This is a genomic window from Geobacillus thermocatenulatus (assembly GCF_002217655.1).
GTDB classification, from domain to species: Bacteria; Bacillota; Bacilli; order Bacillales; family Anoxybacillaceae; genus Geobacillus; species Geobacillus thermocatenulatus.
In genome coordinates, this window is the sequence record NZ_NEWK01000002.1 from 1,391,861 (window position 1) to 1,416,876 (window position 25,016).

The following is a 25,016-nucleotide window of genomic DNA, read 5'->3' on the forward strand; positions in this document are numbered from 1 at the left end:
TTTCTGTTCTTCTCACCAAGGCACAAGATGTTATGGATTGGGCATGTTTCATGCGCCCACATAGGTATGAAAGAAGGTGCCCCATTCGATTGTCGGGACACCTTCTAGCATATCCGGTTAGTTTCCTTCCTGCAACTGCTTTTCCAGCTGAGCGATGCGCGCATCGATCGTGTTTCGGTAATAATCGGAACGAACTTGCTGCTCAAGGCGGTCAAGGTAGACTTCCGCATCGGCGAACGCCGCCAGCGCCGGGCCAGCGTCCCCGTTGACCACCCGATGGATGCGGTAGTGCGCCCGAGCCGCATTCTCCCGCCCCATCAACTCCATGCGCCGCATCTGCATGTCTTTTAGCTTATGCTTCATTTCCTCATATTTCGCTTCCAACTCAAACAGCTCGCGGCTCGTTTGCTCGAGCAGCTGTTTCAGACGGGCCGCCCGTTCCGCGTATTGCGCTTGTTCGCGCCGGGCAAATTCGGCCAGCTCCATTTCTCCAGCTTGCGCCGCCACCCCCGCCTGCTTGCTTCGTTTTTCTGCCATCTGTTCAGCTTCGCGATGCTCGCGGGCAAATTGCTCCTTCAGCACATACTGGCGCTCGAGCAGCTGCCGCACCCGCTCGACTTCCTGTTCACATTGGCGCAAATAGTGATTGAGAAGCGCGATCGGGTTTTTCTTTTCTTTTTCATCAAGCCATTCATGGAGATCGGCTTCAATCATCGTTTTCAAGCGAGAGAACACACTCATCATCGATTCGCTCCTTTTCCATAAATTTTATTAATAATGCTTGTGCAGCTCCGCCCATTGTTTTTCAAAGTTGACAAACGGGTCGTCTGCTTCTGGAACGGCATGCTCATCTTTCGCTCCGTTCCATTTCTTATACACGACATACAGCCCATACGCCGCGACAAGCGCGATGAGCGCCGGCACATTCGAAGCGCTGGCCACCAACGCCGCACAGCCAATGAGCGCCCACACCACTTTCCCGAATGTCGATGGGGCTTTCAACCATTTCTTGAACGCATAGTACAGCACCGCCAGCGTGATTGCCAACCCGACAAGCGGCCCAAGATGAAACAGCAAAACAAGCGCAGCAATGGCTCCGGCGAGCAGCAACCCGATTTTTTTTCCCATCCTTTCGCCTCCTTTCGTTTTCCATCATACCGCGGACAATCCGTTTCTCATCATGTTCCATAGATATATTTTGTCTACGACTGGAGGCGTATTTTTCATTTTGCAAGGCCTTAAAAATAAAACTGACAGCCATGTTGGCATGACTGTCAGTTCCGTAAGCAATCCCCATCTCTCCTTTTTGGCAACTTTGATACACCTTTCAAATAATTCATCGTCCGAAACCATTAACTCATAGCCATTCTTCATTAGGAAAGAATATGCAACCATCACTGCTGTTCGCTTGTTACCATCTGAGAAATAATGTCCTGTTGCGATAATCGCTCATGATCTCAAACACCACGGAATTTGCCCAATCTTCTGTTCTTCATGAACATCCGTTGGAACGAAAGAGGGCGTTTTCCTTTTCCAGCAAACATCTTCCAATACTCAACTTTCTTTCTCGTGATGAACGGCTATTTTTGTGATGGAACGAGTTTATTTTGTGTTTACAACTTTAATACTAATCGAGCTACGCTTTCTACATGCGCCGTGTGCGGAAACATGTCGACCGGCTGGATGTAGTCGACGCGGTATTGTGCCGCCAAGGCGTCGAGGTCGCGGGCGAGGCTCGATGGGTTGCACGAGACGTAGACGACCGTTTTCGGACGGACGCCAAGGATCGTGTCAAGCAGCGCCCGATCGCAGCCGACGCGGGGCGGGTCGACGATGATGACATCCGGTCTCCAGCCTTCGTTCACCCATTTGGGCAGCCAATATTCCGCTTTGCCGACGACATAGTGCGTGTTGGTGAAACCATGCTTTTTGGCGTTGTTTTGCGCGTCTTCGATCGCTTCGGGGATCGTGTCCATGCCGCGCACTTCTTTCGCATCGCGGGCGAGCCACAGCCCGATCGTGCCGACGCCGCAGTAGGCGTCAACGAGCCGCTCCGTTCCGGTGAGGGCAGCCGCTTTTTTCACTTCATCGTACAGCTTGACCGTTTGGATCGGGTTGAGCTGGAAAAAGGCGCGCGCCGACAGTTCAAACGACAAATCGCCGAGCGTTTCTTGAATGTATTCGTCGCCGGCGAGCACTTCGGTTTCGTCGCCGAAAATAAGCGACGTTTTTTCGCCGTTGATGTTTTGCACGATCGATTTCACTTCTGGGAGGCGGCGGCGAATTTCATCAACAAGCAGCTGTTGGCGCGGGATGTCCTTTGTCGCCGTCACCAGCACAAGCTGAATGTCGCCCGTACGGAAGCCGACGCGGACGACGATCGTCCGCACGACGCCTGTTCTCGTCCGCTCGTTGTAAATCGGGATGCACAAGTCCTGCAAAATTGTTTTCACGATGTTCGTGACGCGCGTCGTTTGCGGATGCTGGATGCGGCATTCCGATAGGTCGACGAGCCGGTGGGAGTTGATGCCGTACAGCCCGGCGAGCACCTTCCCTTCCTTCATTCCAACTTGAAACTGGCTTTTGTTTCGGTAATGCCACGGGTTGTCCATGCCGATCGTCGGGCGGATGTCAAGCTTGTCGACATCGAGGCGCCGGGCATGGCGGCGGAGCGCCTGGATGACAATGTCGCGCTTCGCCTCGAGCTGCGCCTCGTACGATAAGTGCTGCAACTGGCAGCCGCCGCACTGGTCATAGAGCGGGCATGGCGGCTTGATGCGGTTTGGCGAGCGCTTGCGGATGCGCTTGATTTTCGCCTCGGCGTAGGTTGGGTGGATGTCCGTCGCCTCAACGATGACTTCCTCTCCTGGAAGCGCGCCGGGGACGAAGACGACTTGTTTTTGGAAATAGCCGACCCCTTCGCCGTTAATGCCGATCCGTTGAATCGTCACGGGAAATTGGTCGCCTTTTTTGATTTTGATGTTCGTTTGTTGCTTTGCCATATCGGTCCCTCTCATTCAATGCTTCGCCATAAATAAAGCGCCGCATAGCTGGCGTACGGCTTCCACCGCTCGCCAAGCGCCGCCATCTCTTTGGCGGTCGGCCGCTTTTGAAGCCCGAATTGTTTTTCCACCGCCCGCTGCAAACCGATATCCGCCGGCGGGAAGACGTTTGGACGGCCGAGGCCGAAAAGGAGGAAATTTTGCACCGTCCACGGGCCGATGCCGCGCACGGCAGTCAGCCGCTCCATCACCTCGCCGTCTTCCATCTGCTTAAGTTCATCAAGCCGCAGCTTCCCCTCGGCAATGAGGCGCGACACATCGACGATATATTGGGCTTTCCGCCCGCTCAGCTGCAAGGCGCGTACATCATCGTACGAACGGGCGGCCACTTCTTCCGGGCGCGGATAAAACCAAACGCCATTCATTTCCGTCCCGAACGTTTTTACAAACCGCTCCGTCAGCCGATAGCCGACTTTCAAATGAAGCTGCTGATGGATGAGACATTTGATGAGGCAAAAATATAGATCAAAATCAAGCACCAACGGCAGCCCCTCATAACGGGCAAACAGCGGCGCCAGCTCAGTGCGGCGGAAATGCTCGTGAATGGGTCCAAGCGGCGTCCGCCATTGAAACAGATGGGAAATCCGTTCCACAATCTCGCCTTGCCGCTCGGGAAAAGGCGCTGAAACGGAAAATTTGGGATCATCTTTTGTGCCGATGCTTTCAACCGTCACCGGCACAAAAAGATCACTGAGCATAAGCGGCACGGTGATGCGCTGCCGTTCCCGATCCACGGCCAACAGCGGGTCGAGCGAAAGCCGCTCAAGGGCATGGGCGAAATCGTACGGCGCCGGCACGGTGATCATTCGTTCCCACATCGTTCTCACCTTGCTCATTTGTCCGTGCCCCTATTATAACGAAAAACGCCCCGTCGAACCAACTTGTTGGCAGGACGAGGCGGCGGCACACCGTTCGGGTTGATAAAGCGCGGCGCGGGCGAATGGCCCGGCAACGTTTCGCACCGCTTGTGCTCAAGTGATGAAGCAGCTTATGGGCGAAACAGCCATGGATGAAGGCCGGCCTTTTTGGCCATCAGGTCATCGAGGCTGGCAAACGTATACCCTTGTTTGCGCAAGTCATCGATCACCTTTGGCAGCGCGTCGGCGTTGTCTTTGGACACGGAGTGCAAAAGCAAAATCGCGCCTGGATGGACTTGTTTCATGATTTGGTCGTAAGCATATTGCCAGCCGCGCTGACGGTCGGTTTGCCAGTCGACAAACGCCAGCGACCAAAAGACGTGGTAATAGCCGAGCTCGCGGGCAAGAGACAACGTTCGTTCGCTGAAAATGCCGCGCGGCGGGCGAAGGTACATCATCCCTTTTTGCCCGGTCAGCTCTTTTGTCTTTTCCCTGACCTTTTCCAGTTCTTCCCGCAGCCGCTCATCGCTTGCGGTTGTTAAATCGGGATGGTGCCATGAATGGTTGCCGATGATATGACCTTCAGCTGCCATCCGTTTGACTAAATCGGGCGCGGTTTGCAAATAATGGCCGGTGACAAAAAAGGCGGCCGGCACATGTTTTTCTTTCAATACGTCCAAAATTTGCGCTGTATAGCCGTTTTCATAACCGTTGTCAAACGTCAAATAAATCGTTTTTTCACTCGTATCACCTAAATAAAACGCGTCGAATTTGGCAAGCAGCTCATCGAGCTCTTTTCCCGCCGACGGGGGTTCGTGATTTTCACTCCGCTTGAATCCCCAATGGATCGCTTGATTGCTTGCGGCAAACGCAGAAGCGGGAAAAAGCGCGATGGCTAAAACGAGGGAAATACGCCATCTCATGCTGATTCCTCCTTGGCCGCCGTCTTTTCCTCTTTTTTATTGTTTTCGCCCTGCGCTGCTTTACGCGCGCCATTTTTTGCAAAAAAAGACCCCAAAAGCGAGCGCTTTGGGGACCGAGAAGAAAACGGGATCAGCTTGTGAATACCAATAGCCATGTGCTTGAAATTCAGCTCTCCCTCTTACTTGAACACCGGCTCTTTGAACTGGGCCAGCTTTTCAAGCGACGATTTTTCCACATCTTCATGCAAACTGTTGCCGTGCGAATCCATCGTGACAACAGCAGTGAAGTTTTCGACGCGCAAATGCCACATCGCTTCGGGGATGCCAAACTCCAGCAAATCAACGCCTTCCACGGATTTGATGCAATCGGCGTAATATTGCGCCGCGCCGCCGATCGCGTTCAAATACACGCCGCCGTGTTCTTTTAACGCTTGCAGTGTCTTCGCTCCCATGCCGCCTTTGCCGATGACAGCGCGGACACCGAATTTTTTCATGATGTCGCCTTGGTACGGCTCTTCGCGGATGCTTGTCGTCGGGCCGGCAGCTTTGGCGTGCCAGCGGCCTTCTTCATCTTTTAACATGACCGGACCGCAATGATAAATGATTTGCCCGTTCAAGTCGACCGGCGCGTCATGGTCCATCAAATATTTATGAATGGCATCGCGGCCGGTGTAAATGACGCCGCTGATGCGGACGACGTCACCGACGCGAAGCTTTCGCACTTGTTCTTCCGAAAGCGGCGGAACAAGATCGATGACGCGCGTGTCGCCTTGTTCAAGCGCCGCGGCTGCTTCCGATTTTTCCAACTCTTTGGCAAAATCGACGTCTTCGCCGTCTTGGTACAGCCATTCGATGATCTCACCGGTCGCCGGATCGATTTTCACGCCCATGCGCCGAAACGCCCAACAGTTGTAAGCGACGGAGACGAAGAAGCTCGCCGGGATGCGGTGCATAACGCCGATTTTACAGCCGAGCAGCGTCGATTCGCCACCAAAGCCCATCGTGCCGATGCCAAGTTTGTTGGCGTTTTCCATAATGTATTCTTCCAGCTGGCGCAATTCTTCAATCGGGTTGACGTCATCAACCGGACGGAACAGCTGTTCTTTTGCCAACTCATAGCCGGATGAGCGGTCGCCGCCGATGCCGACGCCGATGAAGCCGGCGCTGCACCCTTGCCCTTGCGCCTGATACACCGCATGCAAAATGCATTTGCGGATGCCATCCAAATCGCGGCCGGCGCGGCCGAGCCCTTCGAGTTCACACGGCAGGCTGTATTGAATGTTTTTGTTTTCACAGCCGCCGCCTTTTAAAATGAGACGGACGTCAATGTAATCGTTTTCCCACTGCTCAAATTTAATGACCGGCACGCCTTCCCCTAAGTTATCACCGCTGTTTTTGCCGGTGAGTGAATCAACCGAGTTCGGGCGCAGTTTGCCGTTTTTCGTCGCTTCGACAATGGCAGCCCGGATCGCTTTTTTCATTTCAATTTGGTTGACGCCGACTGGCACTTTGATTTTAAACGTCGGCAAGCCGGTGTCTTGGCAAATCGGCGATACGTTTTCGTCCGCCATTTGAATGTTGCCAACGATCGTATCCAATGCCATCGCCGCCCGCGTGCCGGCGTTTTCGCGCACTTTTGCCCGAGCGATCGCTCGGCGGACGTCCTTCGGCAGCTTTGTCGATGTTTCGACAATCAAGTCATACATGCTTTGCTGGAATTTTTCCATCAGCTTGCACGCCCCTTTCCCTGTTCATCCATATACATTGTCCAATCTTTCTCTATTATACTCCCTTTTTCCTTGTTGTGTTAAAAATCTTTATTTTCCACAACATGATGGCTGCACCATCGTCATACAAATGAGTGTGTCAAGAATGAATCAAAACGATTGACAAGCCGAAGGCGGCGGCTAATAATGGACGTTGGAATTTTAATATGGAAAGAGGAGAAGGTCATGCGTTCACCGACCATGCCGGCCATTACACCAGCGTACGATCCATGGGAAGCGTACGTTGATCTAGAGGAATACGGAAAGCTGGAACTGACGAACGTCGAGTTTACGACGACGACGCTTTGCAATATGCGCTGCGAGCATTGTGCTGTTGGCTATACGTTGGCAACGAAAGATCCCGAGGCGCTGCCGCTTGATATGTTGCTCCGCCGGCTCGAGGAAATTCCGCATTTGCGGTCATTAAGCATCACCGGCGGCGAGCCGATGCTGTCATTAAAATCCATCGAACAATACGTCGTTCCGCTTCTCCGCTATGCACATGAGCGCGGGGTGCGGACGCAGCTGAATTCGAACTTGACGTTGGATTTGTCTCGCTATGAATCAGTCATTCCGTATTTGGATGTGCTCCATATCTCGCACAACTGGGGGACGATCGACGACTTTGTCGAAGGTGGTTTTGCCATGATGGAGCGGAAGCCGACGCGCGCCCAACGCGAGAAATACTTCCAGCGCATGCTTGACAATGCAAAAGCGCTGGCCAATGCCGGCGTGATGGTATCGGCGGAAACGATGTTAAACAAGCGGACCGTCCGCCATTTGGAAACGATCCATCGCCAAGTCGTTGAGGAAATGGGCTGCCGGCGCCATGAAATCCACCCGATGTACCCAAGCGATTTTGCCAGCGCCTTAGAGACGCTAAATCTCGATGAGCTGCGCGCGGCGATCCACCATTTGCTTGACATTCGCGATGAAAACGTCTGGATGTTGTTTGGCACGCTGCCGTTTTACCCGTGCAGCGACAATGAAGACGATCTTCGCCTATTGAAGCGGCTGTATGAAAGCAAAAACGTCACCGTGCGCAACGATCCAGACGGACGTTCACGGCTCAATGTCAATATTTTCACCGGCGATGTCATCGTCACCGATTTCGGTGATGAGCCGCCGCTTGGCAACATCATTCACGATTCGCTGCCAGACGTGTATGACAAATGGCGGCGCTCAAAGCTGGCTAGGGAGCTTCTTTGCCACTGCCCGTCGGCACGCTGCCTCGGACCGAACGTCCTTGTGAAGCAGACATATTACCGCGGCGTCGATTTTACGAAGCGGTCCGCGCTCATTGGCCGATAAAAAACGTCAAGGAGCTTTTCCTTGACGTTTTATCTTGGCTGTTCACTCACCACATATGACATGTACAGGCGATCCTGCACCGGGATCCACGCCCCAACCCCTCTTGTCGTCACATTTTTGACGACAATTTTCTTTTTGTTTCCTTTGAGCACGACGTACACTTCCCCGTATGTTACTTTCCCTTTTTCATTCACCGCCGGAGCGTACGCGTACAAATAACCTATTTTTTTCGCCGGCACGTTGTACGGCTGATCCTTTTTCGTGCCAAGGCCGACAACCGTGCTGAAAGCAAGCGGCAAATTCGTCTTTTCCATCGCTTTGTGTAACATCATCCGCTTAACCGCTTCTTCATTCGGCACTTTCGCCGTCAGGCCGCCGCGGACGTATTTTTGCATGTCTTGTTTATAGTACAACTTTTGCGCCGTATCGCCGCCGCGATTATCAAGGAAATTGGTGTTGACCTTTTGATATTCCCAGTTCGTCGACGTTTCGATCGACTGGTAGTTGAGCGGCCATTGGCCTAAATAAATCGTCGCCCGATAGCCAACGGCCCATGGCGTGTCGGTCGCCGAAGATTCATTAAAGAGATGGATCAATTCGGGATTCTCAATTTTCACATTGGCCGATCTTAACAGCTGTTTTGTAAACGAGCTCGGTTCCAAATGCGGCAAATCTTGCGTCGGGTTCGGATACGTATTTTCTTTCGATATATCCATCACCGCACCGGGCGCCGGTTTGCCGGCAGCCGCCAGCGCCGAAAACGCTGCCGCATAAAGAAGAAGCACGCTCCCAAACAGCGAAACAGTCCACTTTTTCATCGTCTTCACTCCTTTCTTCCCACGTTATTCACTGTTAGTTTCCTTCAAAATGCACCGTTTATCCGCGGCGGCGAAAATTTTCCCCGTTTGGCGCCCCACTTCCCAAACCCGCAAAAAAAACACCCAGGCGGCGAACGCCCAGATGCAGTCACTTACAGCAAATAAAAACCGATGCCCATGATCGTATAGGCAGCGAGCAATGTTGCCCCTTCAAACCAGTTCGTATCGCCGTCGTTGGACAATACGATCATCAATAGCACCGAAGCGGCCATCGCGACGAGCTCGGGAAGCGAAAAGACAAGCGGCATTTTTTCCGGAAACAACAGCGAAACGAGCACAAGCACCGGCGCGACGAACATGGCGATTTGCAAGGTCGAACCGACGGCGATCTCGACGGCGACGTTCATTTTATTTTTGTATGCCATAATGACAGCCGAAGCATGCTCCGCCGCATTGCCGACGATGGCCACGATGATGATCCCGATAAACAGCTCGCTCCAGCCGAATGACTCGGCGACCGTTTCAAACGTGTGAACGAGCCGTTCCGATAAATAGGCGACCGCAACCGTCGCCAGCGCCAAAATGGCGGTCGCTTTCCCTTTGCCCCATTCGGGCTCTTCATGTTCTTCCACTTCTTCTGATTTATGCTGATATACGCCGCGATGGGTGACAAGCCGGAAATAAAGGGCAGCGGCGTAAAGCAAGATCATGATGATCGAAATGCCAACGCTCAACGCGACTTGTTCGCTGTGATTCATATGCATGGTAAACACTTCCGGAATGACAAAAGCGATAAAGATGGCAAACGTCAGCAGCCCGGCATTATGACGAGCATCATAAATGTTGAATTCTTGCCGCTTATATTTTAGTCCGCCGACAAAAAACGATAGCCCAGCCACCAAAAGCAAGTTCCCGAGCACTGAACCGGTTAAGGAAGCGAGCACGACGTCAACGAGTCCAGCCTGCAAGGCAAAAATGGAAATGATCAGCTCGACCGCGTTGCCAAACGTCGCGTTCAACAGCCCGCCAATGCGTGGTCCGGCGACGATCGCCAAGCTTTCCGTCGCTCGCCCCATATAGCTGGCGAGCGCAATGATCGTCAAACAGTACAACCCGAACATCAAGACAGTCGGCCAATGAAGAAACCCGCCGATGACCGACACCGGCACGCCGATCCATGTCATCCAAGCAAACACCTTGTTCATTTCTCTTCCACCTTTCCTCTTGATTGTTTTCGTTGCATTGACCGCCGTTCCTATGTACGATGGATAAGGGCATTCATTCGCCCTGGGAAACATCCGGCCTCGCTTGTTTGATCGGCCGGCGATTTCAACTGAAATGGGGATGCACGATGCGTTTTGCCATCTTAACCGGGATTGTCGCCGTTTCTGGTCTGTCGCAAGGGATGTTGCTGCCGCTTTTGGCGGTGCTTCTTGATGAAAACGGCGTCTCTTCATCGATGAACGGCGCGCACGCCGCCGCCCTGTATATCGGTGTTTTGACCATTTCGCCATTTTTGGAGCGGCCGTTGAGCAAATATGGATATAAGCCGATGATTCTCCTTGGCGCTTCTATTGTAATATGCGCGCTCATCCTTTTTCCACTTTTTCCATCGTTTTTCGTTTGGCTCGTTCTTCGCTTTGCCATCGGAATTGGCGACCATATGCTTCATTTTGCGACGCAAACGTGGATCACGGACTTTTCTCCGCCGGCGGAGCGCGGACGGCGGCTGTCGCTGTATGGGTGGGCGTTCGGCCTCGGCTTCACCATCGGCCCGCTGTTGGCTTCACTCGCTTCGGTCGAGAAGGCGCTTCCGTTTTATTTAGCTGCTCTCCTTAGTTTCGCCGGTTGGATCGGCGTCCTTTGGCTGCCGAACGAAAAACCAAAGCCGCTTGAACGTTCTTCGTCGGCGGCCGGTCGGTTTATTGGCGCTTGGAAACAGGCATGGCCAGCGCTTTTGTTGCCGTTTGCGTACGGTTTTTTAGAAGCGGCTGTTCATTCCATCTTCCCGCTGTACGCCTTGCGTGAGCGGATGAGCGCTGAGCAGATCGCCTTCATCTTGCCATGCTTCTCGCTTGGGGGCATCATCTTTCAGCTTCCGCTCGGAACGCTCAGCGACCGGTTCGGACGGCGCCGTGTCATCACCGGTGCACTCTTGGCCGGCGCCGGTTGTTTTTTGATTGCCCTCACTGTCGGTGCGTCCACGGCTGGATTGGCTGCCTGTTTGTTCACTGCTGGCATGTTTACCGGTTCGCTCTTCTCGCTCGGCATCGCCTATATGACCGACCTGTTGCCGAAAGCGCTGCTTCCCGCTGGTAATTTGTTGTGCGGGATGCTGTACAGCCTCGGCAGCATGACAGGCCCGCCGCTTGCCGGCAGCGTGGTTGCTCTCTCTAGTCGCGCCTTTTTCCTCGCGGTCAGCGTTGTCCTCCTCGTCCCGGCCATTTGCCTCGTCAGCCGCCGGGAACAGGAAACAGCGGCTTGACCGTTTTTTATTTTTTATTTTTTATTTTTTCAAAAAAATCGTTGACCGTTTTATTTTCTCTGTTATATAATAAAACCAAGATATCAAGTTTGTGTTTTAAAACAGTATAAAGGAGTGGCGATCATGAGCAGAACGGAACGGAAAAATATGATCGAGTTTATCGAAAAAGTGCGGGGATTGTCGCGCGAGGAACTCGCCTATATGACAGACGCAGAAATTGAATACATTTATGAGCGCTATTACCACCATCACGAAGAGATCGTTGAATAAAGCGGCGGCCGCTCGATGTGCTTGTGTTTGCATGAAAGGAAAGGTGCCCTCAAAAAAGGAAAGGCACCTTTTTTTGATTTCCATCTATACACATAAACCGACCGCCGGGGCACAATATTACAATATGTTGTGCTATGTTGAACGAAGAACCACCTTTTGAGACCGCTTCTTTCAATGATAGCCGTTTTGGCCGTTGGCACTGCCACTCGTCTTATGCTTTGGTCTGTTTTTTCCTTTTTGCTTCGTGCTCCCATCTTTTTTCGTATGTTTCGTCATCTTGATCCCCCCTATGCCAAGATCCCCTGCATTGTTACGATATCCCGCCTCGGCATCGTTTATGCACGCTAACGCTGCCGTCTTTTCCCTTCGCGCTCACAGTCAAACATGGCGTTGAGTTCCCCGCCTAAGACAAGAATCATGCCGGACAAATAAAACCAAACCATCAACACGATCATTCCGCCAAGGCTGCCGTACATCGCCGTGTAATCGGCAAAGTTGTTGACATAATACGAAAACGCCAGCGACGCCGCAATCCAGCCGGCGGTGGCAAACAGCGCGCCGCGCATGACGTTGACGCAGCGAAGCTGTTTGTTCGGCGCGAAATAATAAAGGGCAGTAAAGACGGCAAACAATAACAGCGAACTCGTCACCCAACGAAACGCGTTCCAAACATTCAAAAACTGTTGCGACAACCCGAGAGCAGAGAACAAAAACAGCCCGATTATCCGCCCGAAGACCGGAAGCACGAGGGCAACGATGATGACAACGATCATGCCGAGCGTCAACACAATCGACAGCCCACGCACGATCCAAAACGGCCGGTCTTCTTGCACATCATAAGCGCGGTTGAATGCCCTCATAATGGCACTCATGCCATTAGACGCTGACCAAATGGCTGCGATGATGCTAAACGACAACAATCCCCCGTTTTGCTCATCGATGAGGCGATGAACGTTCGTCTCGATGAGGTGAAGCGCCTCTTTCGGGGCGTATTGCCGCACGAGCGCAAGCACATCTTCATGCGGAATCGGCAAATACGCCAACAGCGTCATTAAAAACAGCAAAAACGGAAAGAGCGACAGAAGAAAGTAATACGCCAATTCCGCTGACAAGCGCGGGATTTCATCTTCCGTAAAACGGCGGGCCAACTCACGGATGAACGCCAAATTTACGACCATCGGCTCCCCTCCTTCCTCGCTTTTCCCCAGACGGGTGCGCCGCCCTCAAAGTCAATTTGCTTCCTCCACACCAAGTCGATGATCGCGGATGATCCTCTCAAGCAAATGCTCGCATCCTGAGCGGACGAGGCGATACACTTCGGCAAAATTCCCGGTATAATACGGATCAGGCACATCGTCTTTTTCCCGGTCGGGAACAAAGTCAAGCAACCGGGCGAGCACCGCTTTCGAACGGGAGCCAGCCAATCGGCGCAAATCGTTCAAGTTGGCTGCGTCCATGGCGATGATGTAATCAAATTCTTCCAAGTCACGATGGTTCACTTGCCGGGCGCGGATGCCGGAGTAGTCGATCTGATTTTCCGTCAAAACCCTTCTTGTCCCCACATGCGGCGGCTCACCGACATGCCAGCTGCCTGTTCCCGCCGAATCAACGACAATCAGACCGTCAAGCCCCCGCTCTTTCACCAAATGACGGAAGACCGCTTCCGCCATCGGCGAGCGACAAATGTTTCCAAGACAAACAAACAGCACTTTCACCATCCAAACAGCCACCCCTCTCTCCATGTCCACGGTGCTTTCCACCGTTCGTTTTCCTTCTTGATCACCTAGCCTTTTTGTCCCTAAAAGGACGGAAATGTCACGACAAAACAACTCCATCGAGGAGATTGTGCGAATAGGCCAGCAACGCTTGCGCACACGTTCACGACAACCATTTTGCAGAAAACGCGGTGTTTCCCAACGTTTTAGACCTGCGCTATGCATGTGCACCTACATTTTACCACATCATCCGTTTTTTCATCAGAAAAACAAGCCATCCAATCTCTCCCCATTCTTCCTGCACCTATGGTACAATACATAATAACTTGCCATGAAAGGAGCAAACGGATGGATTTATCAAAACGGTCGGCGGAAAACGTCGCCTATATGATTGAACAGTTGAAGCAAAAGTTGAAAGTGCTGAACTTGGATGCCATCAAGCCGTCCCATTTTTCCGAGGAATGGTACGATGAATTGAGAGACATTTACGAGATGGTGATGAAACGCGAGACGTTCAGCCCAAGCGAAATGCAGGCGATTGTCGAAGAGCTTGGAAGCCTGCGCAAAAAATAACGCTCCCATCTGCTGCTAGGCAGGCAATGCAGCTGTTTCACGTAAAAATAACTCCTATCGAAAAACTATGATTGACATTATCGTCAATTGTGTTAAAATTTTAACATCTTTCCGAAAGAAGTCTCCCACTTCGAAACGAAGTGAAAGTGGGAGATGAATGTCGGTTGGCGTTAGCCAACGAGTATGATAGAATATGGCTAGAACGGACACCTTTGGAATGAAGGGAAGCGTAAAGGGGTCTTGTGTGTGGCTTACCGTTCGGCGAACACACACAAGTCGCTTGAAGCCCCCACCTCTAAGCGAAGCGTAGGTGGTGGGTAGTTCACTCAATTCAATGCCATGCGTTGCATACGTTGCTCGGGAGTGAGGGAGGAATTGGCTCAATGAACGCCGACAACCCGCCGCCTATAGCAAAGTGCCAATTCCAGCTAAAGAAGATCTTTAAGTAAAATAAGGGGAACCCTTTCTCCCGCTCTTTCTGATTCATGCAAGGAAGGATTTTTGCCGCCGAATTGCCGTTTGGCCGCTATATATCCTACTAATTACCTAGATTTTCTTTGATTTTGTGAGGAGGAGAAACCGATGCTCACGTATGATCAATGGGAAACGGCGGAAAAACCGTCTTTTCCGTCCGATAATGAAACAAAAGGGGCGCTTGACGTCCTCGCCTGGGCGTATCGCGAATACGGCGATGAGATCGTATACGCGTGCAGCTTCGGCGTCGAGGGGATCGTGCTCATTGATCTGATTTCCCAAGTTAAACCGGATGCAGAAATCGTCTTTTTGGACACCGGCCTGCATTTCCAAGAGACGTACGATACAATCGCGAAAGTGAAAGAAAAATATCCGTCGCTTCGCATCGTGATGAAACAGCCGCGCTTGACGTTGGAAGAACAGAAGGCGCAGTTTGGCGACGAGTTATGGAAACGCGACCCGAACAAATGCTGTGAGCTGCGCAAAGTCATTCCGCTGCGGGAAGTATTGACCGGGGTCACCGCCTGGATTTCCGGCTTGCGCCGCGAGCAATCGCCGACGCGGCGGCATGTGGAGTACATCAATAAAGACGACAAGTTCCGTTCGATTAAAGTTTGTCCGCTCATTCATTGGACGTGGAAAGACGTTTGGAATTACGTGTATAAACACGGCCTTCCGTACAACGTGCTCCACGACCGCGGCTACCCGAGCATCGGTTGCGCCCCGTGCACCGCTCCGGCTACAGATCCGAACGACTTGCGCTCCGGGCGCTGGGCTGGCCAAGGAAAGACGGAATGCGGTCTCCATCTCGCCTAAGGAGAGAACATTGACATGCTCCTTGCCATTGCGTTTATCGTATCCTTTTTCTTCGCCATGAACATCGGGGCAAGCGGCGCGGCGGCCTCTATGGGCGTCGCCTACGGGTCAGGCGCCATTCCGAGAAAATCGGTCGCCCTCCTTCTTTGCGGCGTCGGTGTCTTCCTCGGCAGCCTCGGCGGCGGGGAAGTAGTGAAGACCATCGGGTCGGGCATTATCCCGTCCTCGATTCTCACCATCAACATTGTCGTTATTATTTTAGCCGCAGCGGCCATTTCACTGTTTGCCGCCAACATGATGGGCATCCCGCTGTCGACAAGCGAGATCACCGTTGGCTCCGTCGTCGGCGTCGGCATCGCCTGCCAAGCGGTGTATTTTCAAAAACTGTTGTTCATCGTCTCGGCGTGGATCATCATCCCGATCATCGCCTTTTCGTTTACGTTCGCCGTCGGCAAATGGTTTTTGGCGCTCAAGCGCAAATATCCACAGCTTGAACAAGGCCGTTGGCAAAAAACGTTTATGGCGCTTCTTATCGTCACCGGCTTTTTTGAGGCGTTTTCCGCCGGCATGAACAACGTCGCCAACGCGGTCGGACCGCTTGTTGGCGCCGGGCTGATCGAGAGCGGGTCGGCGACGATGTTCGGCGGCTTGTTCGTCGCCGCCGGCGCCCTTTTGCTTGGGCACCGCGTCTTGGAAACGAACGGGAAAAAAATTACAAATTTCTCCCCGTTTGAGGGAAGCGCCATTTCCGGCACAGGAGCGATGCTCGTCATCATTTCCTCGCTGTTTGGTTTGCCTGTGCCGCTCACGCAAATTACGACATCAGCGATCATCGGCATCGGCACGGCGAAAAGCGGATTGTCCATCTGGCAAAAGCGAATCGTCGTGCAGCTCTTAAAAGTTTGGTTTGTTTCGCCGATTTTTTCCCTTGTGATTTCATACAGCCTCGTCAAGCTGCTGCTTGACAGCGACGTCTACACGGTCGTCGCGATCTTAAGCGTCTGCTTGGCGACGCTTGGCGTCATCAGTTTGAAAAAAACAATTGCCGAAGAAAAGCGCTCGATTCATGAGCATGGCGGCGGCATTTAACAACATCTATCAATCTAGGAGGTTATAAACATGAGCTTAAGCATCCCGCATGGCGGTACGTTGATCAATCGTTGGAATCCGGACTATCCGCTCGATGAGGCGGCAAAAACGATTGAGCTCTCCAATGCCGAACTGAGCGATTTGGAGCTGATCGGAACGGGCGCCTACAGCCCGCTCACCGGCTTTTTGACGAAAGCGGATTACGACTCGGTCGTGGAAACGATGCGCCTTTCTAATGGCACCGTCTGGAGCATTCCGATCACGCTCGCGGTAACAGAAGAAAAAGCGAAAGAGCTCGCCGTCGGCGATAAGGCGAAACTCGTTTATCGCGGCGACGTCTACGGCGTCATTGAGATTGCTGACATTTACCGCCCAGACAAAACGAAAGAAGCGAAGCTCGTTTATAAAACGGATGAACTTGCTCACCCAGGCGTGCGCAAACTGTTTGAAAAGCCGGACGTGTATGTCGGCGGAGCGGTGACGCTCGTGAAACGAACCGACAAAGGCCAATTTGCGTCGTTTTATTTCGACCCGGCCGAAACGCGGAAAAAATTTGCCGAACTCGGCTGGAACACCGTTGTCGGCTTCCAAACGCGCAACCCGGTTCACCGCGCCCATGAATACATTCAAAAATGCGCGCTCGAGATCGTTGATGGCTTGTTTTTAAACCCACTCGTCGGCGAAACGAAAGCGGACGATATTCCGGCTGACATCCGGATGGAAAGCTATCAAGTGCTGCTGGAAAACTATTACCCGAAAGACCGCGTTTTCCTCGGCGTCTTCCAAGCTGCGATGCGCTATGCCGGTCCGCGTGAAGCGATTTTCCATGCGATGGTGCGCAAAAATTTCGGCTGCACGCACTTCATCGTCGGCCGCGACCATGCCGGCGTTGGCAATTATTACGGCACGTATGATGCGCAAAAAATCTTCTTGAACTTTACGCCCGAAGAACTCGGCATTACGCCGCTCTTTTTCGAACATAGCTTCTATTGCACGAAATGCGAAGGCATGGCATCGACGAAAACATGCCCGCACGACGCGCAATATCACGTTGTCCTTTCCGGCACAAAAGTCCGCGAAATGCTGCGCAACGGCCAAGTGCCCCCGAGCACATTCAGCCGTCCGGAAGTGGCCGCCGTTTTGATCAAAGGGCTGCAACAACGCGAAACGGTCACCCCGTCAGCGCGCTAAAGGGGGATCGCGATGAGCACGAATATTGTTTGGCATCATACATCGGTGACAAAAGAAGATCGTCGCAAGCGCAACGGCCATCATAGCGCCATCCTTTGGTTCACGGGGCTGTCCGGCTCCGGCAAATCGACGGTGGCGAACGCCGTCTCCAGACGGCTGTTTGAGCTTGGCATTCAAAATTACGTTCTCGATGGCGACAATATCCGCCACGGGCTTAATAAAGACCTCGGCTTTTCCGCCGCCGATCGGACAGAAAACATCCGCCGCATCGGTGAAGTGGCAAAGCTGTTTGTCGACAGCGGCCAGTTTGTGCTGACGGCGTTTATCTCGCCGTTTGCCGAAGACCGGGCGCTCGTCCGCCGCTTAGTCGAAGAAGACGAGTTTATCGAAATTTACGTCAATTGCCCGCTTGAAGAATGCGAAAAGCGCGATCCGAAAGGGCTGTATCAAAAAGCGCGCCGCGGGGAAATCCGTGAATTTACGGGCATCGACTCGCCGTACGAAGCGCCGGAAGCACCGGAGTTGACGATCGAAACACACCGTTATTCGGTTGACGAATGTGTCGAGCAAGTGCTCGCCTACCTGCGCGAGCGAGGAATGATCCCGGCCGCGAAAACAGACTGATTCCCCCGTCCTCTGCCAAAAAAGAACGGGAGGTCATTTGACAAGGTCGTTTTCATCCCAAGGCAGACCATTTACAATAAAAGCAGCCGAGCATCCATGCCGTTTACCGGCGGCTGGCTGAATCATGCACGAAGGGGCTGAAACAACGATGGGCAAAGTATATCTTGTCGGCGCCGGCCCCGGCGACCCGGAACTCATTACCGTCAAAGGATTAAAATGCATCCAGCAGGCGGATGTCATTTTGTACGACCGTCTCATCAATGAAGAGTTGCTTTCGTATGCCAAGCCGGACGCCGAACTCATTTTTTGCGGCAAGCTGCCCGGCTTCCATGCCATGCAGCAGGAAACGATCAACCATGCGCTCGTCTGGCATGCCAAAAAAGGAAAAACGGTCGTCCGCTTAAAGGGCGGCGATCCGTTCGTGTTCGGGCGCGGCGGCGAAGAGGCCGAGGTGCTGGCCAAACATGGGATCGAGTTTGAGATCGTTCCCGGCATCACCTCCGCCATCGCGGCGGCGGCTTATGCCGGCATCCCCGTCACCCATCGCGAGTTCAGCTCAAGCGTCGCCTTTGTCACCGGGCATCGGCGCGACGGAAGCCGTGACGAAATCAAATGGGAAAGCCTCGCCAAAGGCATCGATACGATCGCCATTTACATGGGGATTCATAACTTGCCGTACATTTGCGGCCAACTGATGAAATACGGCAAAGCGCCAGAGACGCCGGCGGCGATCATCGAGTGGGGAACGACAACAGTTCAGCGCACCGTCACCGGCACGCTCGCAACAATCGCTGCCGCCGCTGTGAAAGAAAACATTCAAAATCCAAGCATGGTCATCATCGGAGACGTCGTCCGGCTGCGCGCCAACATTCAATGGTTTGAGCAGTTGCTCGCGTCATCCGCGGCCGCCGGCGCAACATCGTGAGGCGATGGCGATGGAAGCTGTTTTATATGTGAGCCACGGCAGCCGCATTGCTGCCGCGCGCCATGAAGCGGCGCGTTTCGTCGAACAGTGCAGTAGGGCCATCGACATTCCGATTCAAGAGCTATGCTTTGTCGAACTCGCAGAACCGGACATTGTCACCGGCGTTGACCGTTGTGTCGCCCAAGGGGCGACACGCGTCATCGTCGTTCCGCTTCTCCTTCTGTCTGCAGGGCATGCCAAACACGATATTCCAGCGGCATTGGACATCGCGAGACGGCACCATCCATCCGTCGATATCCTCTGCGGCGCTCCGTTCGGCGTCCATGAAGCGATGATCGACATCATGATCGACCGCATCAGCGAACAGTCCGCACCGCTTGACGGCGAATCAATGATCCTTCTTGTCGGCCGCGGCAGCAGCGACCCCGACGCGAAGCGCGACATGTCCGCCATCGCTGCGCTTTTAAAAGAAAAAACGAACGTGCCGCACGTGGACGTTTGTTTTCTCGCTGCCATCCGCCCGACGCTTGATGAAGGGCTCGAACGGGCCCACGCATCGGGGTATCGGCGCGTGTTTGTCGTCCCGTACTTATTGTTTACCGGCGTCTTAATGAAAACGATCGAACGGAAGTTGCAAGGGTTCTCTGTTTCCGACAAAGAGTGGCATTTATGCTCTTACCTAGGCGGTCACCCGCGGCTTGTGCTGCTCATTCAGCAACAAATATTATCGCTATCATCCGTAAAAAAAGGAGCTTGAACCATCAAGCTCCTTTTTTCATGTACTTTCCGCCTCACCTATTATATGATGGAAGCAGAACAACCGTCATGAAGGAGGGCTCATCGGCGTGAAAAGAGTTCATGTCATCGTGGAAGGGCGCGTGCAGGGCGTTGGGTTTCGATACTTCGTCCAACACGAAGCGCTCAAACGGCAGCTGACCGGTTGGGTGAAAAACAATGATGACGGAACAGTGGAAATGGAAGTTCAGGGGAATGAAAGCGCCCTTCAGCTCTTTTTGGACACCATTGAAGCCGGAACGATGTTTGCCAAAGTCGCCCGCATGCACATCGAGCCGCGCGATGTCCGCTCCGATGAAAAACAATTTCGCATTATGTACGGGAGCGGCTTTTGACAACGAGGCTCATCCCCTCAAGCAGCGGCCTTCCCGGCTTTTTCGGCCATCGAGCCGGCAGAAGCGCCGGCCCGCTTGCCAAAATCCGCAGGGACAGCGTCTTCCTTGCTTTTCTGATCGCCCAACCAAAAGCGGTTCTGCCTTTCCCGCGCTTCTCGCCGCTCGATTACGCCGGCCGCAAATGCGGCGCCGCATAGTGGAAACATGTCGCCAAGATGGCCATGTTCGCCTGCTCATTTTTTCCCCGCGCTTCGCGACAAAGCGAGTCGAACATGTCGACAGCGGAGGGCGGGTATTCGCCGCATATGTCCACGCCGAGCACTTTTTTATCGAATAGCAGAAGGCGCAAACAAGCGAGCAGCCGGGAAAGCGGCATCATCCCCTGATCCCAGTTCGTCACGGCGTCTTCGCGGCGCAGCGCATCTTTATCAATGCTGATATAGATGCTTCCGGTCGGAATGGCGTCCAAAAGCGCCTTCGGCCATTCATCGTGATCATCGAAAGGAAGAACTGTAATCTTTGGAGATAAACGAAGATGGCTTGGAGAACATGACGGACCAACAATGATGACTTTTTGCAGCTGCGGATGTCCGAGTGCGTAAGCCACCCACGAGCCGCATGAAATGAGGCGGTCGCTCCCCCCTTCGGCATCGGTATGGTGGTCAAACAAGACGAGCGTAAACGGCTCTTTCATCTCCTTTATGAGCAAATAGCTTACATAATGGAAGTTGCCGTTCCCGATTAAAACCGCTCCGCGCATCCGCCGACGGCGCAGCCGCCGTTCGATTTCGGCGAGAGCCTCCCCGCTGCAATACAAATTCGTCTCCGGCACATCCGACAGATCGATCCATTCATGCGGAAAGCGGAACAATCGCTTTTGCGGCCGGTAAGTGCCGTCAAAATTGAGCATCGTGACACCATTGCCTTGAAACCCCATTTCTCCTCACCTTTCCTTTCGCTGAATCGTTGTTCAACGCCTCTCAGGTGCGGATGAGTCCAAGATGTGTCCGTTCTTCATTATACAATGAAAGACGAAATATTTCCGTTCCTATGCCTTGGTCATGTACAATAATAGAAAACAGCTAAAGGAGGGACCCCGCGTGCAGCCGATTGACGCCGCCGCTGTTCAAGAGGCGTTGGATCGCTTCGCCAATCGCGACGTATACATCCATTTAGAAACGACGAACGGGGCGTACGCCTCTCATCATAATGAACGATTTTTTTCCGCCGGCGCTTACATCCGCAACGTCCGCATCCGCTTCACTCGCGGCAAAATCACCGGCCCGGGGCCGTATCGCGTCGGGCTGAAGCTTCAAATCGGCTGGGTGTACGCCGAAGGACTCACCCATTGGGAATGGACGAACGAAGGGCAGTTGTTGTTGGCCGGACATGATTACGAAGGGAAACTGGCTGTCGCCCTTGAGCTGAGCGACACGCCGTTCGCATAAGGAGGGGCTTGCGATGAAGGAACGACACGTACTTGTGGTGTTTCCCCACCCGGATGACGAGGCGTTTGGCGTTTCGGGCACCATCGCCCAGCATGTGCAAAACGGCACGCCGGTGACGTACGCCTGCTTGACGCTCGGAGAAATGGGGCGCCATATGGGCGTGCCTCCGTTTGCCAACCGCGAAACGCTTCCACACATCCGCAAGCAAGAACTGGAGGAAGCATGCCGCATTCTTGGCATTCATGATTTGCGCCTGCTCGGCTATCGCGACAAGACGGTCGAGTTTGAGGATGAAGAAGAACTGGCTGACCGGATCGCCGCCATCTTGGCGGAAACAAATCCATCGCTTGTCATTACGTTTTACCCCGGCTACAGCGTCCACCCCGACCATGATGCGTGTGGAGCCGCTGTCATCCGCGCCTTAAAGCGCTGGCCGAAAGAAGAACGGCCAACCGTCCATTGCGTTGCATTTGCGAAAAACTGCGAACAAGACCTTGGCCAGCCAGACGTCATCCGCGATGTCAGCCCGGTGATCGAGACGAAGCTGGCCGCCATCCGCGCCCACCGTTCGCAAACCGAAGGGCTGATGCAGGCAGCCTCCAAGCGCGGCGATGCGCTTGCCTGGCTCAAAACGGAGCGGTTTTGGACGTACCGTTGGGATGATTGACCTGCCTAACCTGCCTTGAACAAGGTGTCCATCCCGATGAGGACACCTTGTTCCCGCGTTCACCGAAACCCCATCGAGCCGCTGAACCAGCTATCAACTTCCGTTGTACAACTAAAAAGCGGCCTGTGCCGTGAACTCCCCTTTCAGCACAGTAACGGCTTTTCCTTCGAGTTCTACCCTCTCGCCCGCTACCGTCACCCGCACCATGCCGCCGCGGGCTGAAGCTTGATAACCGACTAACGTCGTTTTTCCGAGCTTGTCCGCCCAATACGGCCCAAGACAGCAGTGCGCCGAACCGGTGACCGGGTCTTCCGGCACGCCGAGAGCCGGGAAAAAAGCCCGCGACACAAAGTCCACTCCTTCTGCCGCTGAACGGCTTGTCACAATAATGCCACGGGCGGCCACTTTTTGAAGCAGGTGAACATCCGGCTGTAGTTCACGCACCACTTGTTCCGGGCCCATTTCCACTAAATAGTCGAACCGGTTGCGTCCGACATACAGCGGCTCAACCGGCAAGGCGCTAATGAGCTCAGTGGGCGGTGACTCGACTGGCACCGGCGCTTCATTCGGAAAATCAAGCCGAATCCAGCCATCGTTGTTTACAGCCGTTAACACCCCGCTGTTTGTAAAAAAGGCAATCGCTTCATCCGGGCGACGCTCTCCACGCTCCCACAGCACATGGGCGCTTGCCAAGGTTGCATGTCCGCATAAGTCGACCTCGGTCTTCGGCGTAAACCACCGCAGACGGTAACGACCCTCGTGCGGAACTAAAAAGGCCGTCTCAGACAAATTCATTTCTGCGGCAACACGCTGCATCCACTCAGCACGGGCCGGCTGCGGCAGCAGGCAGACGGCCGCCGGGTTGCCGGCAAACGGCCGGTCGGTGAACGCATCGACAATATACATCGGAATGTTCATGACTCTCTCCCTCTTTCCCCGTTTCGTTCTTTTTCGTTCGCCAATAGCTGGGCCAACTCTTCATCCCATCGGCCGCGCTGCCGGAAGGAATCAGCAGCGAGCGCCCGAAACAGCTGCTTTCGTGCGGCATCGTCCGCCATCTCACGCAAAATGATATCGCGGGCCTTCCGCAAAAACTGAAGATACGGCCCATACTCTTCCCCATACTGTTCCTCAAGCTCGCGGCGGATGCGGCGGGCAAGCGCCGGGCTTGCACCTTCAGTCGAGACAGCGATCGTTAATGAACCGCGGCGGACGACAGCGGGAACGTGAAAATCACACCGCTCCGGGTCATCCACAACATTTACGAGTTGACCGGGCGTTGCTGCTTGCGCCACCGCTTCGTTCACATTCCGGTCGTTTGTCGCCGCAATGACAAGAAACGCTCCTGCCAAGTCGTCTTCAGCGAACGTCTTCTTACGCCAAACGATTTCTCCTTTGGCCGCGAGCGCTTCAATGTCCGGCACCGCCTCCGGGGCGATTACCACAACGTCCGCTTCTGCTTCGAGCAAACCGTAAACTTTCCGAGCCGCCACCTTCCCGCCGCCAACAACGACCGCGCGGCGGCCGCGCAAATGAAGAACAATCGGGTACCCCACGGCGCAACCCTCCCATTCCAACATCATCAGGCAGACTGAATCGTTTTCTGCGCACAAACAGACGCGATCTCCCCCGACTGCCTGCCTTGGCTGGCAAACAAAAGGCGTTCCCAGCCAAAAGGTAAAAAAAGAAGCCGTGCATCCGACACGGCCTTTTCCTTGATTATATCACCCTTGTTTCACTTCTTGAAGCCATTGGGACAATCGTTCGTTTTTCTTTTTCATATGCTCAAGCCATTGCGGAAGCAGCTTTTTCATCGCCTCCGCATCGTTGTTCTCCATCGCCTGCCTCGTTTGTTCATGAAGCTGATGAAGCTGCTGTTTTTCTTCCTTCGTCATCCACCGTTTCTTTTGATGCAACTGTTTCAGCTCTTGTTTAAACTGTTCTTTGGTGATTTTTTGATTGGCCAGCTCGTCAATGAGCCGATCAAGCGCCGCTTCACGCTCTTTTTTCATCTTTTTGCACTTTTCTTTGATAGCCTGTTTCACGTTCTCATCGTTCAACTGCTGACGCAACGCGTTCCGCTCGTCGAGCACTTTTTTCCATTCATCTGCCTGTTCAGGCGTATAGGTTTGAACCATCTCCATCCACTTTTGCTCATTCAGCCCGTCGTGCTTCCACATATGGCCGACCGGCAGCTGCATATCGGCTGCCTCTCCTTTATGGCTGCCGGCAGCCACCCATGACGGCATCGCCAACATGAGTGAAGCAAAAAAGGCAATCCATACTTTTCTCACCATGTTCACTCCTCTTCTTTTCCTTTCGCTCACGATCCACCCACGACTAGACAACTGGGATCCATCACCGCTTTTGCTCTTCTGCGCGCCGCCTCCTTTCCAACTATTAACTCCTCCCTATTTTGCCCATTTTTTGGATATCCTTGCATAAAAAATGGGAAGACCCGCAAAAACGAGATCCTCCCATTTATTTTGAAAAAAACGTTCAGCGAAATTTCTCTTCAATGCGCCGCCCATAGTCGCGCAGCGCCTTCGAATTCGTCTGCCCCCGCTTTTTCATCAGTTCGGCAAAACGAAGCTGTTTTTCCGTCCACTTTTTCTCCAACTCCCGTTTTTCCTCATCATCCTCGCAGCAGCGAAGCAAGTCCTCGAGCGTCAAAAGCTCTTTGCGCAACTCCGCTTCTTCCCCCACATAGCCGGCGTTTTTCAGCAACAAATACCCGAGCCGCAACTCCTCTGGAATGCGGGAGAGGTCCTCGAGCTCAAGCGGTTTGCCAAAGCCGGGCAAGTTGTCGAACTCGCCGTTTTTCATCGCCTCGCGAATTTTCTCTTCCGCGATGCGCCAAAATCCGTCCATG

The 25,016-nt window shown here is 53.5% G+C and carries 30 protein-coding genes; 13 read left to right on the plus strand and 17 right to left on the minus strand.

Features of this window, described 5'->3' with window-relative positions:
• Positions 1–117: 117 nt before the first annotated feature.
• The 8 genes from B9L19_RS16080 to B9L19_RS16110 form a co-directional block, all read right to left on the minus strand.
• Positions 118–741, minus strand: a complete 624-nt coding sequence (locus tag B9L19_RS16080; RefSeq protein WP_172643485.1) for a PspA/IM30 family protein — start codon at positions 739–741, stop codon at positions 118–120.
• Between the two features lie 30 nt (positions 742–771).
• Complete coding sequence (locus B9L19_RS16085; protein ID WP_025949091.1) at positions 772–1,128, minus strand: lmo0954 family membrane protein; 357 nt, start codon at positions 1,126–1,128, stop codon at positions 772–774.
• A gap of 24 nt (positions 1,129–1,152) precedes the next feature.
• Positions 1,153–1,446, minus strand: a complete 294-nt coding sequence (locus B9L19_RS16090; protein WP_081804116.1) for a type II toxin-antitoxin system death-on-curing family toxin — start codon at positions 1,444–1,446, stop codon at positions 1,153–1,155.
• Between the two features lie 167 nt (positions 1,447–1,613).
• Entirely contained in the window at positions 1,614–3,017 is a 1,404-nt protein-coding gene (rlmD, locus tag B9L19_RS16095; protein ID WP_047752269.1) for a 23S rRNA (uracil(1939)-C(5))-methyltransferase RlmD, read from the minus strand.
• Positions 3,014–3,880, minus strand: a complete 867-nt coding sequence (locus tag B9L19_RS16100) for a DNA-3-methyladenine glycosylase family protein (protein ID WP_047752270.1) — start codon at positions 3,878–3,880, stop codon at positions 3,014–3,016. The genes rlmD and B9L19_RS16100 overlap by 4 nt, the downstream gene beginning before the upstream one ends.
• Before the next feature lie 170 nt (positions 3,881–4,050).
• Complete coding sequence (gene pdaA, locus B9L19_RS16105) at positions 4,051–4,842, minus strand: delta-lactam-biosynthetic de-N-acetylase (protein WP_047752271.1); 792 nt, start codon at positions 4,840–4,842, stop codon at positions 4,051–4,053.
• Positions 4,839–4,997, minus strand: a complete 159-nt coding sequence (locus B9L19_RS19125; RefSeq protein ID WP_157720890.1) for a hypothetical protein — start codon at positions 4,995–4,997, stop codon at positions 4,839–4,841. Before B9L19_RS19125 ends, pdaA begins: the two co-directional genes overlap by 4 nt.
• A 24-nt stretch (positions 4,998–5,021) precedes the next feature.
• The gene (locus B9L19_RS16110) at positions 5,022–6,569 is read right to left on the minus strand and encodes a fumarate hydratase (protein WP_025949087.1); all 1,548 of its coding nucleotides are present in this window, start codon (positions 6,567–6,569) and stop codon (positions 5,022–5,024) included.
• A gap of 225 nt (positions 6,570–6,794) precedes the next feature.
• Between B9L19_RS16110 and yfkAB the strand changes: the two genes are divergently transcribed.
• On the plus strand, positions 6,795–7,919 hold the full coding sequence (gene yfkAB / locus B9L19_RS16115) for a radical SAM/CxCxxxxC motif protein YfkAB (RefSeq protein ID WP_025949086.1): 1,125 nt from the start codon (positions 6,795–6,797) through the stop codon (positions 7,917–7,919).
• Between the two features lie 29 nt (positions 7,920–7,948).
• Here the strand turns inward: yfkAB and B9L19_RS16120 are convergent, their stop codons facing one another.
• Positions 7,949–8,737, minus strand: coding sequence for a YfkD famly protein (locus B9L19_RS16120; protein WP_025949085.1), 789 nt, complete (start codon positions 8,735–8,737; stop codon positions 7,949–7,951).
• Between the two features lie 152 nt (positions 8,738–8,889).
• Positions 8,890–9,942 carry a calcium/proton exchanger gene (cax, locus tag B9L19_RS16125; RefSeq protein WP_025949084.1) on the minus strand — a complete coding sequence of 351 codons (1,053 nt, stop codon included), beginning with the start codon at positions 9,940–9,942 and terminating at the stop codon, positions 8,890–8,892.
• A gap of 146 nt (positions 9,943–10,088) precedes the next feature.
• On the opposite strand from cax, the gene B9L19_RS16130 reads away from it, so the two are divergent.
• Both B9L19_RS16130 and B9L19_RS16135 read left to right on the plus strand, forming a co-directional pair.
• A complete protein-coding gene (locus B9L19_RS16130) occupies positions 10,089–11,222 on the plus strand; it encodes an MFS transporter (RefSeq protein ID WP_047752272.1) in 1,134 nt (377 codons plus the stop codon).
• 123 nt (positions 11,223–11,345) lie between these two features.
• Positions 11,346–11,492: a BH0509 family protein gene (locus tag B9L19_RS16135; protein ID WP_011229925.1), complete on the plus strand. Its 147-nt coding sequence runs from the start codon at positions 11,346–11,348 to the stop codon at positions 11,490–11,492.
• 344 nt (positions 11,493–11,836) lie between these two features.
• On the opposite strand, the gene B9L19_RS16140 is transcribed toward B9L19_RS16135, so the two are convergent.
• Together B9L19_RS16140 and B9L19_RS16145 are read right to left on the minus strand one after the other, a co-directional pair.
• Entirely contained in the window at positions 11,837–12,670 is an 834-nt protein-coding gene (locus B9L19_RS16140) for a YihY/virulence factor BrkB family protein (RefSeq protein ID WP_025949082.1), read from the minus strand.
• Between the two features lie 51 nt (positions 12,671–12,721).
• A complete protein-coding gene (locus B9L19_RS16145) occupies positions 12,722–13,210 on the minus strand; it encodes a low molecular weight protein-tyrosine-phosphatase (protein WP_025949081.1) in 489 nt (162 codons plus the stop codon).
• A gap of 345 nt (positions 13,211–13,555) precedes the next feature.
• Here B9L19_RS16145 and B9L19_RS16150 point away from each other — a divergent pair, with 345 nt between their 5' ends.
• From B9L19_RS16150 to B9L19_RS16190, 8 genes are all read left to right on the plus strand, one after another.
• Positions 13,556–13,780 carry a DUF1128 domain-containing protein gene (locus B9L19_RS16150; protein WP_011229922.1) on the plus strand — a complete coding sequence of 75 codons (225 nt, stop codon included), beginning with the start codon at positions 13,556–13,558 and terminating at the stop codon, positions 13,778–13,780.
• 582 nt (positions 13,781–14,362) lie between these two features.
• A complete protein-coding gene (locus B9L19_RS16160) occupies positions 14,363–15,070 on the plus strand; it encodes a phosphoadenylyl-sulfate reductase (protein WP_025949080.1) in 708 nt (235 codons plus the stop codon).
• A 15-nt stretch (positions 15,071–15,085) separates the two neighbouring features.
• Positions 15,086–16,159, plus strand: a complete 1,074-nt coding sequence (gene cysP, locus B9L19_RS16165) for a sulfate permease (protein ID WP_047752274.1) — start codon at positions 15,086–15,088, stop codon at positions 16,157–16,159.
• A 30-nt stretch (positions 16,160–16,189) separates the two neighbouring features.
• Positions 16,190–17,350, plus strand: a complete 1,161-nt coding sequence (gene sat / locus B9L19_RS16170) for a sulfate adenylyltransferase (protein ID WP_025949079.1) — start codon at positions 16,190–16,192, stop codon at positions 17,348–17,350.
• Positions 17,351–17,362: 12 nt separating this feature from the next.
• Positions 17,363–17,974, plus strand: a complete 612-nt coding sequence (cysC, locus tag B9L19_RS16175) for an adenylyl-sulfate kinase (RefSeq protein ID WP_013146353.1) — start codon at positions 17,363–17,365, stop codon at positions 17,972–17,974.
• 148 nt (positions 17,975–18,122) lie between these two features.
• Positions 18,123–18,899, plus strand: coding sequence for a uroporphyrinogen-III C-methyltransferase (gene cobA / locus B9L19_RS16180; protein WP_025949078.1), 777 nt, complete (start codon positions 18,123–18,125; stop codon positions 18,897–18,899).
• A gap of 10 nt (positions 18,900–18,909) precedes the next feature.
• Complete coding sequence (locus tag B9L19_RS16185) at positions 18,910–19,656, plus strand: sirohydrochlorin chelatase (protein WP_047752275.1); 747 nt, start codon at positions 18,910–18,912, stop codon at positions 19,654–19,656.
• Between the two features lie 88 nt (positions 19,657–19,744).
• On the plus strand, positions 19,745–20,029 hold the full coding sequence (locus B9L19_RS16190) for an acylphosphatase (RefSeq protein ID WP_011229915.1): 285 nt from the start codon (positions 19,745–19,747) through the stop codon (positions 20,027–20,029).
• A 166-nt stretch (positions 20,030–20,195) separates the two neighbouring features.
• On the opposite strand, the gene B9L19_RS16195 is transcribed toward B9L19_RS16190, so the two are convergent.
• Entirely contained in the window at positions 20,196–20,966 is a 771-nt protein-coding gene (locus tag B9L19_RS16195) for an arginase family protein (protein ID WP_025949075.1), read from the minus strand.
• A 163-nt stretch (positions 20,967–21,129) separates the two neighbouring features.
• On the opposite strand from B9L19_RS16195, the gene B9L19_RS16200 reads away from it, so the two are divergent.
• Both B9L19_RS16200 and bshB2 read left to right on the plus strand, forming a co-directional pair.
• Positions 21,130–21,477, plus strand: a complete 348-nt coding sequence (locus B9L19_RS16200; RefSeq protein WP_047752276.1) for a YojF family protein — start codon at positions 21,130–21,132, stop codon at positions 21,475–21,477.
• Between the two features lie 13 nt (positions 21,478–21,490).
• On the plus strand, positions 21,491–22,144 hold the full coding sequence (gene bshB2 / locus B9L19_RS16205) for a bacillithiol biosynthesis deacetylase BshB2 (protein WP_025949073.1): 654 nt from the start codon (positions 21,491–21,493) through the stop codon (positions 22,142–22,144).
• A 111-nt stretch (positions 22,145–22,255) separates the two neighbouring features.
• Here the strand turns inward: bshB2 and B9L19_RS16210 are convergent, their stop codons facing one another.
• The 4 genes from B9L19_RS16210 to B9L19_RS16225 all read right to left on the minus strand — a co-directional run bounded on the left by B9L19_RS16210 (position 22,256) and on the right by B9L19_RS16225 (position 25,015).
• Positions 22,256–23,062: a PhzF family phenazine biosynthesis protein gene (locus tag B9L19_RS16210; RefSeq protein WP_047752277.1), complete on the minus strand. Its 807-nt coding sequence runs from the start codon at positions 23,060–23,062 to the stop codon at positions 22,256–22,258.
• Positions 23,059–23,700, minus strand: coding sequence for a precorrin-2 dehydrogenase/sirohydrochlorin ferrochelatase family protein (locus tag B9L19_RS16215; protein ID WP_047752278.1), 642 nt, complete (start codon positions 23,698–23,700; stop codon positions 23,059–23,061). The genes B9L19_RS16210 and B9L19_RS16215 overlap by 4 nt, the downstream gene beginning before the upstream one ends.
• A gap of 168 nt (positions 23,701–23,868) precedes the next feature.
• Positions 23,869–24,438, minus strand: coding sequence for a PX domain-containing protein (locus B9L19_RS16220; RefSeq protein WP_047752285.1), 570 nt, complete (start codon positions 24,436–24,438; stop codon positions 23,869–23,871).
• A 205-nt stretch (positions 24,439–24,643) separates the two neighbouring features.
• A complete protein-coding gene (locus tag B9L19_RS16225; protein ID WP_047752279.1) occupies positions 24,644–25,015 on the minus strand; it encodes a DnaJ family domain-containing protein in 372 nt (123 codons plus the stop codon).
• Between the last annotated feature and the right edge of the window lies 1 nt (position 25,016).

Bases quoted from the DNA above. Each gene is read 5' to 3' on its own strand.
- B9L19_RS16080 (WP_172643485.1), bottom strand. From the start codon at position 741: ATGAGTGTGTTCTCTCGCTTGAAAACGATGATTGAAGCCGATCTCCAT.
- B9L19_RS16085 (WP_025949091.1), bottom strand. From the start codon at position 1,128: ATGGGAAAAAAAATCGGGTTGCTGCTCGCCGGAGCCATTGCTGCGCTT.
- rlmD (WP_047752269.1), bottom strand. From the start codon at position 3,017: ATGAGAGGGACCGATATGGCAAAGCAACAAACGAACATCAAAATCAAA.
- B9L19_RS16100 (WP_047752270.1), bottom strand. From the start codon at position 3,880: ATGTGGGAACGAATGATCACCGTGCCGGCGCCGTACGATTTCGCCCAT.
- pdaA (WP_047752271.1), bottom strand. From the start codon at position 4,842: ATGAGATGGCGTATTTCCCTCGTTTTAGCCATCGCGCTTTTTCCCGCT.
- B9L19_RS19125 (WP_157720890.1), bottom strand. From the start codon at position 4,997: ATGGCTATTGGTATTCACAAGCTGATCCCGTTTTCTTCTCGGTCCCCA.
- B9L19_RS16110 (WP_025949087.1), bottom strand. From the start codon at position 6,569: ATGGAAAAATTCCAGCAAAGCATGTATGACTTGATTGTCGAAACATCG.
- yfkAB (WP_025949086.1), top strand. From the start codon at position 6,795: ATGCGTTCACCGACCATGCCGGCCATTACACCAGCGTACGATCCATGG.
- B9L19_RS16120 (WP_025949085.1), bottom strand. From the start codon at position 8,737: ATGAAAAAGTGGACTGTTTCGCTGTTTGGGAGCGTGCTTCTTCTTTAT.
- cax (WP_025949084.1), bottom strand. From the start codon at position 9,942: ATGAACAAGGTGTTTGCTTGGATGACATGGATCGGCGTGCCGGTGTCG.
- B9L19_RS16130 (WP_047752272.1), top strand. From the start codon at position 10,089: ATGCGTTTTGCCATCTTAACCGGGATTGTCGCCGTTTCTGGTCTGTCG.
- B9L19_RS16135 (WP_011229925.1), top strand. From the start codon at position 11,346: ATGAGCAGAACGGAACGGAAAAATATGATCGAGTTTATCGAAAAAGTG.
- B9L19_RS16140 (WP_025949082.1), bottom strand. From the start codon at position 12,670: ATGGTCGTAAATTTGGCGTTCATCCGTGAGTTGGCCCGCCGTTTTACG.
- B9L19_RS16145 (WP_025949081.1), bottom strand. From the start codon at position 13,210: ATGGTGAAAGTGCTGTTTGTTTGTCTTGGAAACATTTGTCGCTCGCCG.
- B9L19_RS16150 (WP_011229922.1), top strand. From the start codon at position 13,556: ATGGATTTATCAAAACGGTCGGCGGAAAACGTCGCCTATATGATTGAA.
- B9L19_RS16160 (WP_025949080.1), top strand. From the start codon at position 14,363: ATGCTCACGTATGATCAATGGGAAACGGCGGAAAAACCGTCTTTTCCG.
- cysP (WP_047752274.1), top strand. From the start codon at position 15,086: ATGCTCCTTGCCATTGCGTTTATCGTATCCTTTTTCTTCGCCATGAAC.
- sat (WP_025949079.1), top strand. From the start codon at position 16,190: ATGAGCTTAAGCATCCCGCATGGCGGTACGTTGATCAATCGTTGGAAT.
- cysC (WP_013146353.1), top strand. From the start codon at position 17,363: ATGAGCACGAATATTGTTTGGCATCATACATCGGTGACAAAAGAAGAT.
- cobA (WP_025949078.1), top strand. From the start codon at position 18,123: ATGGGCAAAGTATATCTTGTCGGCGCCGGCCCCGGCGACCCGGAACTC.
- B9L19_RS16185 (WP_047752275.1), top strand. From the start codon at position 18,910: ATGGAAGCTGTTTTATATGTGAGCCACGGCAGCCGCATTGCTGCCGCG.
- B9L19_RS16195 (WP_025949075.1), bottom strand. From the start codon at position 20,966: ATGGGGTTTCAAGGCAATGGTGTCACGATGCTCAATTTTGACGGCACT.
- bshB2 (WP_025949073.1), top strand. From the start codon at position 21,491: ATGAAGGAACGACACGTACTTGTGGTGTTTCCCCACCCGGATGACGAG.
- B9L19_RS16210 (WP_047752277.1), bottom strand. From the start codon at position 23,062: ATGAACATTCCGATGTATATTGTCGATGCGTTCACCGACCGGCCGTTT.
- B9L19_RS16225 (WP_047752279.1), bottom strand. From the start codon at position 25,015: ATGGACGGATTTTGGCGCATCGCGGAAGAGAAAATTCGCGAGGCGATG.